This is a genomic window from Pseudomonas sp. Pme6b, from assembly GCF_058129925.1.
Genome location: NZ_CM176704.1, coordinates 1,141,352 through 1,153,900 on the forward strand (window position 1 = coordinate 1,141,352; position 12,549 = coordinate 1,153,900).

Below are 12,549 nucleotides of genomic sequence, written 5' to 3' on the forward strand. Positions count from 1 at the left end.
CGTCCGGCCATTCGACATACAGCGCCAGATTTGCCAAGTGATTTACTCGGAGCGCGTTTCGAATATTCCTTTGGCGATTTCCGCCGCCGACATTGCGTTCGGCCAACCGGCGTAGAAGGCCAGATGCGTAATGATTTCGGCAGCCTGAATTTGGGTCAGACCGTTGTCCATGGCTTTGTTCACATGGAAGGGGATTTGAGGGGCTTGCCCCACTGCAACCAGAGCCGCGACCGTGACCAGGCTGCGGTCACGGGGAGTCAGTGCCGGGCGCAGCCACAGGTCATGGAACAGTACCGAAGTTGTATAGCCTGCGAGCGCGTCGAATGCAGGGCCGATCATCTGTTCTACCGCCGCCACGCGCATCTGCTCAAAGGCTTCATCGACTGGGAGCAGGTTGTCCTTTACATCCGACGATGCGGTTGGTGCGATACCGCGAGTCTCAAAGATGTCTTTGGCAATGGACGCCGCCAATGTCGCATTGCCCCAGCCTGAATAGAATGCCAAATGAGTGATGACTTCAGCCAGTTCGATGGGCGTAACGCCATTGTCCAACGCCAAGTTGAATTGGCGAGCCATTTCGGCTGGCTGATGCCGCGCAATCAAGGCGGCAACAGTCACGATGCTGCGATCCCGGGGCGGCAGTTGCGGTCGCTGCCATATTTCTTCCAGAAGCACGTCTTGGGTGTAGCGCGCAAATGCCGGTAGGGCGAAGTTAGCTTCGTCTGACTTCATAGTGGTCGCTCGCTCTTGCAGGTGGATAGAGGGAAACGAGAGTGTGACGGTGCCCCCGAAGAAACACCGTCAGGCGCTGAAGAACGATTAACGGTTGATGGTTTTCATCATCTGCGCGGTGTAACGCTCACCTTGTACAGGCACCTTGGCCAGAACCTCACCAAGTTCGCGAAGGTCTTCTACGGTCAATTCCACGGTTGCTCCGCCTACGTTCTCTTCAAGGCGATGCAGCTTGGTTGTACCTGGTATAGGCGCAATCCACGGCTTTTGCGCCAGCAGCCAGGCCAGCGCAATCTGGGCGGGGGTGGCTTGCTTGCGTTGGGCGATTTCACCGATCAGGGTGACGAGATGGTGGTTGGCCTCGCGGGCACCGTCAGCAAAACGAGGCAGATTGTTCCGGACATCACCGTTGGAGAAAGTCGTGCCGGCATCAATTTTCCCGGTCAAAAAACCCTTGCCCAATGGACTGAAGGGAATGAAGCCAATCCCGAGCGCTTCGAGGGTTGGAATAATTTCCTGTTCAGGCTCACGGGTGAACATCGAATACTCACTTTGAAGTGCCGACAGCGGCTGCACCGCATGGGCGCGACGGATAGCGTCCACGCCGGCTTCACACATGCCAAAGTATTTGACCTTGCCTTCGGTGATGAGGTCGCGCACGGCGCCGGCAACATCTTCCATAGGAACATTTGGATCGACGCGGTGTTGGTAAAACAGGTCAATGCAATCGGTCTTCAGGCGCTTGAGTGATTCTTCCGCCACCTGGCGGATGCGCTCAGGTCGACTGTCCAGCCCTGCGGCGGGAGTGCCGTCCTTAAAACCGAATTTTGTCGCAATGACGATCTGCTCGCGAAATGGTTGAACGGCTTCGCCAACCATTTCTTCGTTGACTTGCCCATAAGCTTCTGCCGAATCGAAGTGGGTGACGCCACGCTCAAAGGCCGCCCGGATGAGTTTGATTGCGTCCGCTTTGTCAGTGGCGGTGCCATAGCCGAATGTCAGGCCCATGCAGCCCAGGCCAATGGCTGAAACTTCGAGGCCGTTGCTGCCGATTTTGCGCTTATGCATCATCCATCTCCTTTGTGGGTGTTGGAAACCAAGCCACAAATTGTTTGGTTATTGGGGATGCAGCGACTTTATAAACATCTCACCCATTCAAGAAGTGGCATACTGCGATAACCGGTATGAGGTTAATTCATAATGCCACAGAACGATTTCAACAGCCTTGCGGTGTTCATCACCGTTGCGCGCGAGCGCAGTTTCACCAAGGCTGCGGCCCATTTGGGGGTGTCCCAATCCGCTATTAGCCATAGCATTCGCAGTCTTGAGGAACGTCTTGGTATCCGATTGCTGGCCCGCACCACGCGCGGCGCGTCGCCCACCGAAGCCAGCGAGCGATTGCTTGTGAGCCTTGTGCCCTACTACGAGGGGATAGAAACTGAAATTGCTGCGTTAGGAGAGCTGCGTGACAAGCCGGCTGGAACTATCCGGATCACCTCGCCCGACCATGCGGCATCTACCATTCTCTGGCCGAAACTCTCTAGGTTGCTGCCGGAGTATCCCGATCTGACTCTAGAGATCAACATCGGCTACAGGTTAATCGATATCGTGGCTGAACGCTTCGACGCCGGAGTGCGTATAGGCGATCAAGTGGCAAAGGACATGATCGCAGTCAGGATTTCCCCTGACTTTCGAATGGCTGTGGTGGGAGCGCCGAGTTACTTTGCTCATCGTGCAAAACCACAGATCCCCCAAGATCTGACCACTCATAACTGTGCGAACCTGCGTTTGCCCACTCATGGTGGTTTGTATGCCTGGGAGTTTTCCAAGGCCGGTAAGGCGCTACATGTTCAGGTGTCTGGCCAGATGATCTTTAGCAACTCACCCCAAATAATGGCCGCCGCTCTGCAAGGATACGGGTTGGCATATGCACCGGAGGATCTTGTCCAGGCATATGTCGAGGATGGTCAGTTGATCCGTGTTCTTGAAGACTGGTCGCCAACTTTTCCCGGATATCACCTTTACTACCCGAGCCGGAGGCAGTCTTTGCCAGCCTTTGCACTGATGGTCAATGCTCTGCGCTACAAGGTTTAGGGGACTCTGCGGTCAAATCCAGTATTGGTTGCGATTTTCTCATTGGTGACCGACAACCTCCAGCAGTTGATCCACACCCTTATCAATGTCTGCTTTTGGCCGTGGATTCAACCGGTAGACGCATCGGTCTAAAGGTAACCCAGCAAGAGGAGTGTTTCTTATGCAGCAACGGCTTCGGATCTACTACACCGACACGTGGAGGGCCCTGCTGGGGTTTGGAACGTGAGTGCGCCGGACGCTTACTCTTGTACTCGCCCAGAAGCGTGCGCAATTTGCTCTCAAACTCGATCTCTTGCCCACGGCTTTATCGCCCTTCATTACCTCCAAGGCAGTGAGTTGCTCAGCCAGATGGCGTTCGTGTTGACGGAATTCAGCGAGTTTTGACATTGGAGCTCCAAACATTGGGTTGGCGAAATGCATCTGATATAGCATTGGCTATCCATTCGGCGCCTATCTGAATATCGAAACTGGATGTTGAGACAGGTTCTCGGCTGAGTCGTAAATAGACCTGCGTTGTTTCCACGTCAAAAAACGGTAGTTTCCAATCATCGAGCTCGCAGCGCATCTAATACAACCCTGAACGCGGCAGTGTGCTGTCGGCGGCTCGGATAATAGAGATGGTAGCCTTGAAAAGGCTCAGACCATGCAGCCAATATTTCGATGAGCTCACCATTCTCAAGGTACCTATCCACAAGACCATTGGGTAACTGGGCCGCACCAATACCCTCTAGGCATCCATCCAATATTTGGTACACGCTGTTCATAATCAGTGGCCCACCGACCCGGACGCGGAACTCCCGCCCTTGACTGCTGAATTCCCAAGGATACAAGCCTCCATGGGTTGGCAGCCGCAGATTGATGCACTTATGGGATGTCAGTTCTTCCGGAGCTTGGGGGGCGGGATGACGGGAGAGATATTCTGGGGATGCCACCGTCACCATTCGCATCTCACCCGAGATGGGTGAGGCGATCATGTCAGCTGCGATGGTGCCACCCAGGCGTACCCCAGCATCGAATCGCTCCGCCACGATGTCGGTCATACCGTAGTCGGTGATCAGCTCAATGGTGATTTCAGGATAATGGGCCATGACTGACTTCAGCCTGGGCCATAGTATGGCTCTGGCGGCGAACTCATCTGCTGAAATTCGAACGGTTCCGGAGGGTCTCTCGCTGTATTCCAGAGCAGCGTCGACCTGAGCGTTGATCTCGTCTAGCAATGGAACCAGGCCGCGCAGGAGCTTATCGCCTGCTTCAGTGGGAGTGACGCTTCGGGTTGTACGCGTGAGCAGTCGCACACCTAACCGCTCTTCAAGGCCACGTATTGTTTGACCAACCGCTGAAGCAGATACCCCTAACCTGGCAGCTGCTCTCGTGAAGTTGCCTTCCTGTCCCACGGTGGCAAATACAGCCAGATCGTCGAGCTTATACGTGGCCATTGAGAAGCTGCCCTTCATTTTGATCGAAGCATTCTACCCATATTCTTCAGTATGTCGCCCTGTTAGATTTCCCAATTATTCACGAATTGGAGATCGTTATGAGCGCGTCCGACACAGCTTCAGAAGATATGCAGATCCACCGCGCCGGCTCGGCCAAGGCGATCAAAGGCCCCGCCGACTGGTTCACTGGCAGTGTTCGCATAGATCACATTTTCAACGCTCCTGCACCCTCGCGAGTTGGCTTGGCTGTCGTGAATTTTGAGCCTGGCGCCCGCACTAACTGGCATACCCACCCGCTCGGCCAGACTCTTTTGGTTACAGATGGCGTAGGTTGGACTCAATGCGAAAACGGCCCAAAGTTTGAAATCCGTGCAGGAGATTTGATCTGGTGCAACTGTGGCCGGCGTCATTGGCATGGTGCTACCGATCTGACATCGATGCAGCATGTTGCGGTTACTGAGGCACTCGATGGAAAGCCAGTGGATTGGATGGAGCCCGTATCGGACGAAGCCTACCTCTCGGTGCCGGTACAGAAAGACTGATTCCATTGTTTCAAGTTGTTGCAGATGGCCTAGTTCTCTCCGGGGTTATAGGCGCTCCTAGTTCGCGCCTTCCCACGGTTGGCCTGCCTCTGAGCTGATTAGCAATTTTTGGCCAAAGCATTGGTGAATTCAGCTCATTAGGGTATGTGGGATTTGGATACTAATCAGAAGTATCACCGGTAGATACATTCGGGTGCTGTCCATACCCAGCCATCTTTCCGCCGAGGACTACCCCGTGCCTGATGCCACGCTTGGTGCCGCCTTGAGAAACTGGTCACTCAGCAATTTTTCGGCTGCACTTATCGTTACCGCATTTTTTCTGGCGGCACCCGTAGTCCAAGCCAAAGATGACTCATCGATCACAGTCCAGCCGTCCGGGGCTCAGCCGTCGACTGTAGGCCCTCCCGATTTCTTTACCGGAACAGCGCGCGTCGACGCACGATTTCAAGGAACGGGTGGGGCTCGAGTGAGTGGCGGCACTGTGACCTTCGAGCCGGGTGCACGCACCGCATGGCATACCCATCCTCTAGGCCAGACACTCATCGTCACCAGTGGGATCGGCTTGGTGCAGCAGGCAGGCCACCCCATTCAAATCATTCGTCCTGGTGACACCGTATGGATACCTCCAGGTGTTAAGCACTGGCATGGCGCAACTCGCACCAATGGCATGAGCCACATCGCAATAGCCGAGCTGCTGGATGGCAGCGCGGTTCAATGGCTGGAGCAGGTGTCCGAAGAAGACTACGCCAAAGCCCCTTGATTGATTAAATCCGCAAAGACCGTAGCGGTGCCCGTGGAAGGTAGACCTGATGACCGACACCAAGAACGTGCAAAAACCTGATGATATAGACGCCACACTTGAAGTTGGCGTGAAACCTTCTCGACGTAACTTTCTCAAATTTGGCGTATCAGGCATCGCCGCTGCGACAGTGTCTACCTGGATTCCCGAAAGCGTTGTCGCCGCCCAGATGACCCCGCAGGTAATCGAAGATAAAGATGCTCCAAAAGTGGGTGAGCAGCGCATCCAACTCACAGTGAATGGCCAGCTTCACACACTCAACGTCCCGGCTAACGCGATATTGCTGGATGTCCTGCGCGACCGGTTGCAACTCACCGGTACCAAGAAAGGCTGCGATCATGGCCAATGCGGTGCCTGCACCCTGCTGGTCAATGGTGTCGCCATCAATTCGTGCCTATCGATTGCTCTTCAGCATGACGGTGACAGCATCACTACCATTGAAGGGCTCGCCAAAGGGGACGACCTGCATCCTGTCCAGGAGGCATTCTGGGATCACGACGCCTATCAATGTGGCTACTGCACGTCGGGCCAGATCATGAGCGCGGTGGCGATCCTCAACGATCCCAACATCGGTACCGATGATCACAGTGTGAAAGAAGCCATGAGCGGCAATATTTGCCGTTGTGGCGCCTACAAGAACATCCTCGCGGCGATCCAGTCGGCGCGCGGAAAAATGGGAGGGGCGGTCTAATGCGTACTTTCGACTACGCGCGCGCCCAATCACCCGCCCAGGCAGTCAGCAGTCACGCAGCGCCTGGTCAACCTTACTACCTCGCCGGAGGCACCACGCTGCTCGACTTGGTGAAACTGGACATCATGCAGCCTGATCGCCTGGTGGACATCAATCACCTCATGCTTAAACAGATCGAGCCATTGGCTGATGGCCGAGTGCGTGTTGGCGCCTTGGTGACCAATACACAGCTCGCCAGCCATCCACTGATTCGTGAGCGCTACGCAGTGCTCTCGCAAGCAATCCTGGCAGGAGCTTCGACCCAATTGCGCAACAAGGCCACCACTGCTGGTAATGTCATGCAGCGGGTGCGGTGTAACTATTTTCGCGATGGCGTTTCGGCCTGCAACAAGCGCCAGCCTGGCTCCGGCTGCGCGGCAATAGGCGGGCACAATCGAAGTGTTCATGCCGTTATAGGCACCAGCGATCAGTGCATTGCTACGCATCCATCAGACATGTGTGTGGCGATGGCTGCCATCGGCGCGCAGGTGACAGTGCAAGGGCCGAATGGCGTACGCGAAATTCCCTTCGGTGATTTCCATCTACTGCCTGGCAGTACGCCATGGCTTGAGCATGCCCTGCAGCCGCACGAACTTATCACCCACGTCATTTTAGATGCGCCATTGGCTAACAGCAGGTCGGCCTATCTGAAACTGCGTGATCGTGACTCCTATCAGTTTGCCTTGGCATCCAGCGCCGTCATCCTGGTCATGGAGGGGGAGCGAATCGCAGACGCCCGTATAGCGATGGGTGGCGTTGGCACTAAGCCTTGGCGCTCTCTGGACGCAGAGCGAGTCCTAATCGGCCAAAGGGCAACAGCCGAGCTGTTCACTCAAGTGGGTGAGCGGGCCATGCAGGGTGCCCGCGCCTATGAGCACAACGCGTTCAAGATTCCGTTGGGCGTACAGGTAGTGACGCGCAATCTTCGTGATCTCGTGGCACAGGAGTCAAACGCATGAGCCAGTCCATCATCGGCACTCCATACAAACGCATCGATGGTCGCCTCAAGGTGACTGGCGCCGCTCGATATGCAGCTGACCATCCGCTTCCTGACATGGCCTATGCCTATGGCGTCTACAGCACCATAGCCAACGGTCGTATCCTCTCTATTGATGATGCCCAAGCACGGGCGATGCCCGGCGTCGTCGCGGTATTGCATCATGGCAACTTTCCGGCGCTGCATCGCACACCTGATGTCGCCATGAATTTCAAGGACATCCTCAGCGCCGCCAAGGTTGATGAGCGCCGATTACCGTTCGAGGACGATCAGGTTGCCTATCCAGGGCAATTTGTTGCTTTGGTTGTGGCGGATACCTTTGAGCAGGCACGGGCTGCTTCGTTTCATGTAAAGGTTGAATACGCTGAGGCTCCAGCGATTAAAAGCCTTGTCGAGGCTCTAGGCATCAAAGGTGCCAGCGAAGGCGGACATGGTCACAGCCGTGGCGACCCTGACGCGGCCTGGACAACGGCGGCCACACGGCTTGATCAGACTTACACCACTCCAGTTGAAACCCATAGCCCGATGGAGATGCACGCCACCACCGCCTACTGGCGCGATGGCAAGCTGTACGTCTACGAAGGTACTCAGGGCGTGGTCAATCACCGTAACGTGCTGGCCAATGTCTTCGATCTGCCGCCCGACCGGGTCGAAGTACATGCGCCCTTCATAGGCTCCGGATTTGGCGGCAAGCTATGGCCCTGGCCCCACTCCATAGCAACCTGCGCTGCTGCGAAAGTGGTAGGTCGGCCTGTCCAATTGATGCTGCCAAGGGCGCAGATGTTCACGACTGTAGGCCACCGTCCAGAAACCATTCAGCGTATGCGGCTGGCCACGGACGCGAATGGCAAGCTGGTATCGATCCGACACGAGTCTTTCAATAGCACTTCAACCACCGATGCCTATACCGAAGCTTGCGGTGGCGTTACTCGCAGCCTTTATTCTTGCCCGAACGTGCTTGTAAATCACAAGAACAGTCCGCTCAACCGGGGTACCCCGACATCAATGCGAGCGCCGGGTGCGGCTCCTGGTTTGTTTGCTTTGGAGTCAGCCATTGATGAGCTCGCGCTGATGCGCGGTGTTGACCCGTTGGCATTTCGAAAAGCAAACTTTTCCACTAGGGATGAGAGCCTCAATCTCGAATGGTCGAGCAATCATCTACCAGAGGCTATCGATACGGCAGCCGAACGCTTTGGCTGGCATTCCCGTAATCCCGCAGTCGGCTCGATGCGAGAAGGTGATGAGCTGATTGGCTACGGTATGGGCGCCTGCAATTGGGAGGCATACCAAGTACCGACCGACGCGCGAGTGATCATCCGCGCCGATGGCAGTGTGCTCGTTCAGTGCGGTCAGCAGGACATTGGCACCGGCACCTATACCGTCGTGGCGCAGGCGGTTGCGCAACTGACCGGCCTGCCATTCGACCGTATCGAAGTCGAGCTGGGCAGCTCGACTTTCCCGCCAGGCGCATTAGCGGGTGGCTCCTGGGCTACAGCAAGTATCTTGCCGGCCATTGCCGGGGCGACTCGAGCGGCATTGACCAAGTTACGACAATACGCGGTGATGAAAGGTGGCCTGTTGGCCGGCGCGGAACCCGATAGCCTATCGGTCGAAGGCGGCCAATTGGTCGGCGCCGATCAGCGCGCAAGTTTCGCCGATGTGCTACGCCATCAACGCCTAGGCCGTGCCGAAGGTCACTTCGAAAGCGGTGCCAAGGGTGCGGATTTTTCCTACCGTTCCTTTGGCGCCCACTTCGTTGAAGTTCGCTGGGATGCCGGCGTTTCGCGGCTTCGCGTAGCACGGGTGGTCAGTGCTATTGATGTTGGCAAAGTGGTCAATCCACTAGCAGCGCGCAACCAGGTTGAAGGGGCAATTATCATGGGCTTGGGTATGGCGCTGTTCGAGGCCTCGGAAAACGATCTGCGAACCGGTCTACCTATCAACAACAACTACGCCGAATACGTTGTGCCAGTGCATGGTGATCTGCCTGACATCGATGTGACCTTGCTCGATTACCCGGACTACAACCTTAGTGAATTCGGCGCGCGCGGGATTGGCGAAATTGGCGTGACTGGCCTTGCGGCGGCTGTCGCTAATGCGGTGTACCACGCTACCGGGAAACGCATTCGCAGTCTGCCAATTACCAAGGAAAAGCTGATGACGGTTTGAGGATCGATGCGATGCAACAGCTTGATCTTCAGGTCATTCAACAGGCCCGTACTTGGGTTGAACAGGGTCGACCCGTATGGCTTTGTACGGTGCTGGCGACTTTCGGTTCGGCGCCACGTGCGCCAGGGGCGATGCTGGCGTGCCTAGAGTCAGGCGGGCACTGCGGATCGCTATCCGGAGGTTGTGTCGAGGATGATTTTCTCGAGCGTGTAGGCAACCGTTTCTTTGCTCCAGTGAGCCAAGTGGTTCGTTACGGAGACGGCGGCCTGGTACCCAACGTCGCCTTGCCGTGTGGCGGAGTGCTGGATGTGCTTGTGGAGTATCTCGCCCCTGGCAAAGAAACAGCAGCGCACCTGGAGTCCATCGAAAACGCGTTTGCCGGCTCAGCTTTGATCACTCGCCAGGTGTTGCTGGGTTCCCAGCAGCGTTGTATTGGCGCAGGCAGCATGCACGCGCCGAGAGTTCAAGTCGACGAAGAAAGGGTGACGATTCGCGTCGGTGCAGTCCAACGACTTCTGTTGGCCGGGCTCTCTCCAGTTGCTGAGTTTTGTGCCAGCTTTGCGCTCGCGATGGGATATGAGGTGATCTTGTGTGACCCCCGAAAAGAGGTCATCACGGGGTTCTCGCTTCCTGGGGTGCAGGTGCTCGAAATCTTGCCAGCGGTCTATATCGCCAACGGTGGATGCCATGTCGCAACAGCGGTAGTGGCATTGACTCACGACCCGCGTCTGGACGACCTCACCTTGCTTGAGGCAGTACGTACCCAAGCGTTCTACATCGGGGCCATGGGCTCAGCGCGTACCAGCAGCAAGCGCTTTGAGCGTCTGTCACGAATTGGTGGGCTCGACGATGCCAGTCTCGAAAGAATTCATGCACCCATTGGATTGCGGCTCGGAAGTAAAACGCCCGCAGAGATCGCGATGGCAGTGATGGCCGACATCCTTCGAGTGTCCAACGGCATACAGCGGCACGCGCTGTAGACGGATCCGGAACCTTAACCATCTGTATGGATACCGCCCGATGAAATTGCTCACTGCTACGACGTTTGCAACGCTCCTTTTCTCCTCCCTAGTGGATGCCGAACAAGGTCTTCCACGACCTGACCCTAAACCGTCTCCAGATGTGCTGCAGGTCACCCCGCAACTTTACAAATACACCACCGATCTTCTGTTCGGTGAGGTCTGGAAGCGTCAAGAGTTATCGCCTCGTGATCGCAGCCTCATCACGTTGTCCGCACTCATCGCCAGCGGCCAGGCTGCCCAACTCACAGGCCATTTAAAGCTGGGGTTGGACAATGGCCTCAAGCCAAGCGAGATCAGTGCCTTGATCACACATCTGGCGTTTTACGCGGGTTGGCCCAACGCAATGTCGGCGGCGGGTGTCGCCAAGAAGATATTCGATGAGCGCCATATCCCCACCGAGCAGATTTCACCGCCCGATGGAGAACCCTTGCAGTTTGATCCCGACGCTGAAGAAAAACGCCAAGCTGCGGTCGAGGCCGTCGTGGGCGGGGTGGCCCCGCAACTCGGTCGCTACACCAACGAGGTATTGTTCGGTGACCTTTGGCGACAAACCAACTTGACGGCCCGCGACCGTAGCCTGGTGACCGTGGCCGCCCTTATCGCCCAGGGCCAAGCGGCGCAACTGCCGTTTCATCTGAACCGTGCAATGGATAATGGGCTGACTAACGAGCAGGCTGCTGAAGTGGTCACGCATCTGGCGTTCTATGTGGGATGGCCGAAGGCAATGTCCGCTGTGCCAGTGTTAAAGGATGTACTGGCGGCACGTCAGTAGCGTGTCCTCGATCAGCTCCTGGCCAGATCCATTTTTATCTCGATGACAAACCAGGCACATACCATGCTCGCTAGGCCAAAGAGGGCAATCACCCACGCCATAGGCTTCGGAGTGCCGTCTGCCATAGCCCCCACAAGGCCTGATCCGAGAATGCCGGTTCCGTACTGGAGCGCGCCAATTAATGCCGAGACGGATCCGGCCGCTTGAGGAAAGCTGTTCAGCGCACCGACGATTGAATTGGCGATGATCAAACCTGCCGCTGATACGAACACAAATAGCGGCACTACGAGCCCTGCCAGGCCTGCCCATTCTCCCCATGCATCTGCCGCGAGCCAGACACTGGATAGACCCGCCAATAGCGTACCGAGCCGCAAGAGTCTGTCGCTGCCCAGTTTCCTGACCAGCCTGGCATTTACCTGGTTGGCAATCATGATGCCCACAATGCCGGCTCCGAACAGTAGTCCGTAGGCCTGGGGTGAGACATGGTAGAAATCAATGTACGCGAACGGTGTACCCGCGATGTAGGCGTACATACCCCCGTAGAAAAACCCTCCCGCAGACGCATATCCCAGCAAACGGCGATCCGCGAGCAACTGTTTATACCGCCGAAATGCGCCGCTCAGGGGGGCGTGGTTTCGGCGGTTTTTTGGAAGTGTCTCAGGGATCGTGTAGAGAGCCGCCAATGTCGCTAGGCCGAATGCTGCCAGTGCCCAGAAGATCAAGTGCCAGGAGCCAAACTTGAGAATCAGTCCGCCAATGGTAGGGCCTAGTAATGGGGCCACGGCCATGACCGTCATCAACGTAGAAAGCATTTGTGCTGCTCTGTGGCCCTCATATAAATCGCGGATCATCGCTCGGGCAAGAACCACACTCGCGCAGGCACCCACGGCTTGCACTGCTCGCCAAGTAATCATCGCCTGAGCCGTATCGGAGAGGGCACATCCTGCGGAGCCGGCGATAAACAGCAGCAGTCCGAGCGCTACAGGTAACCGCCGCCCATAACGGTCGCCAACGGGGCCCCACAGGAGCTGGCCAAGGCTGAATCCAACAAGATATCCAGAAATAGTGAGCTCGAGTTGCCCAGCGTTGGCGTGGAGTGAAAGCGCCATAGCGGGCATCGCGGGCAAATAAAGGTCAGTAGAAATCGACGCAAATGCCATCAGTGCGCTCAGTACCACCAGTATCCAAATATTTTGTTGGTCTGATGGCTCGGCTTGCGCGCCTGTAGGATCTATTTGAGGCATGTGGCATTGCTC

12 protein-coding genes and 1 pseudogene are annotated in these 12,549 nt (G+C 56.3%); 8 read left to right on the top strand and 5 right to left on the bottom strand.

The features are described from left to right. Positions 1 to 42: 42 nt before the first annotated feature. Together AC4ANE_RS05140 and AC4ANE_RS05145 are read right to left on the bottom strand one after the other, a co-directional pair. Entirely contained in the window at positions 43 to 732 is a 690-nt protein-coding gene (locus AC4ANE_RS05140) for a carboxymuconolactone decarboxylase family protein (protein WP_002555287.1), read from the bottom strand. Positions 733 to 819: 87 nt separating this feature from the next. Continuing rightward, the gene (locus tag AC4ANE_RS05145; protein ID WP_002555286.1) at positions 820 to 1,800 is read right to left on the bottom strand and encodes an aldo/keto reductase; all 981 of its coding nucleotides are present in this window, start codon (positions 1,798 to 1,800) and stop codon (positions 820 to 822) included. A gap of 132 nt (positions 1,801 to 1,932) precedes the next feature. Between AC4ANE_RS05145 and AC4ANE_RS05150 the strand changes: the two genes are divergently transcribed. Beyond that, complete coding sequence (locus AC4ANE_RS05150) at positions 1,933 to 2,826, top strand: LysR family transcriptional regulator (RefSeq protein ID WP_460408739.1); 894 nt, start codon at positions 1,933 to 1,935, stop codon at positions 2,824 to 2,826. A 247-nt stretch (positions 2,827 to 3,073) separates the two neighbouring features. Here the strand turns inward: AC4ANE_RS05150 and AC4ANE_RS05155 are convergent. Then, positions 3,074 to 3,213: pseudogene (locus AC4ANE_RS05155) on the bottom strand (transcriptional regulator); the annotation flags it as partial. 158 nt (positions 3,214 to 3,371) lie between these two features. Next, on the bottom strand, positions 3,372 to 4,262 hold the full coding sequence (locus AC4ANE_RS05160) for a LysR family transcriptional regulator (protein WP_031594966.1): 891 nt from the start codon (positions 4,260 to 4,262) through the stop codon (positions 3,372 to 3,374). A gap of 98 nt (positions 4,263 to 4,360) precedes the next feature. On the opposite strand from AC4ANE_RS05160, the gene AC4ANE_RS05165 reads away from it, so the two are divergent. The 7 genes from AC4ANE_RS05165 (at position 4,361) to AC4ANE_RS05195 (ending at position 11,293) form a co-directional block, all read left to right on the top strand. Further along, positions 4,361 to 4,804, top strand: a complete 444-nt coding sequence (locus AC4ANE_RS05165; protein WP_031594965.1) for a (R)-mandelonitrile lyase — start codon at positions 4,361 to 4,363, stop codon at positions 4,802 to 4,804. A 319-nt stretch (positions 4,805 to 5,123) separates the two neighbouring features. After that, on the top strand, positions 5,124 to 5,564 hold the full coding sequence (locus AC4ANE_RS05170) for a (R)-mandelonitrile lyase (RefSeq protein ID WP_220273505.1): 441 nt from the start codon (positions 5,124 to 5,126) through the stop codon (positions 5,562 to 5,564). A 49-nt stretch (positions 5,565 to 5,613) separates the two neighbouring features. Then, the gene (locus AC4ANE_RS05175) at positions 5,614 to 6,294 is read left to right on the top strand and encodes a (2Fe-2S)-binding protein (protein ID WP_031594963.1); all 681 of its coding nucleotides are present in this window, start codon (positions 5,614 to 5,616) and stop codon (positions 6,292 to 6,294) included. Beyond that, positions 6,294 to 7,292: an FAD binding domain-containing protein gene (locus AC4ANE_RS05180; RefSeq protein WP_002555282.1), complete on the top strand. Its 999-nt coding sequence runs from the start codon at positions 6,294 to 6,296 to the stop codon at positions 7,290 to 7,292. The genes AC4ANE_RS05175 and AC4ANE_RS05180 overlap by 1 nt, the downstream gene beginning before the upstream one ends. Beyond that, positions 7,289 to 9,499, top strand: coding sequence for a xanthine dehydrogenase family protein molybdopterin-binding subunit (locus AC4ANE_RS05185; RefSeq protein ID WP_460408740.1), 2,211 nt, complete (start codon positions 7,289 to 7,291; stop codon positions 9,497 to 9,499). The genes AC4ANE_RS05180 and AC4ANE_RS05185 overlap by 4 nt, the downstream gene beginning before the upstream one ends. 11 nt (positions 9,500 to 9,510) lie before the next feature. Beyond that, positions 9,511 to 10,479: an XdhC family protein gene (locus tag AC4ANE_RS05190; RefSeq protein WP_031594961.1), complete on the top strand. Its 969-nt coding sequence runs from the start codon at positions 9,511 to 9,513 to the stop codon at positions 10,477 to 10,479. 40 nt (positions 10,480 to 10,519) lie between these two features. Beyond that, positions 10,520 to 11,293, top strand: coding sequence for a carboxymuconolactone decarboxylase family protein (locus AC4ANE_RS05195; protein WP_002555279.1), 774 nt, complete (start codon positions 10,520 to 10,522; stop codon positions 11,291 to 11,293). Between the two features lie 11 nt (positions 11,294 to 11,304). Here the strand turns inward: AC4ANE_RS05195 and AC4ANE_RS05200 are convergent, their stop codons facing one another. Next, a complete protein-coding gene (locus AC4ANE_RS05200; protein ID WP_460408741.1) occupies positions 11,305 to 12,537 on the bottom strand; it encodes a Bcr/CflA family multidrug efflux MFS transporter in 1,233 nt (410 codons plus the stop codon). Positions 12,538 to 12,549: the final 12 nt, after the last annotated feature.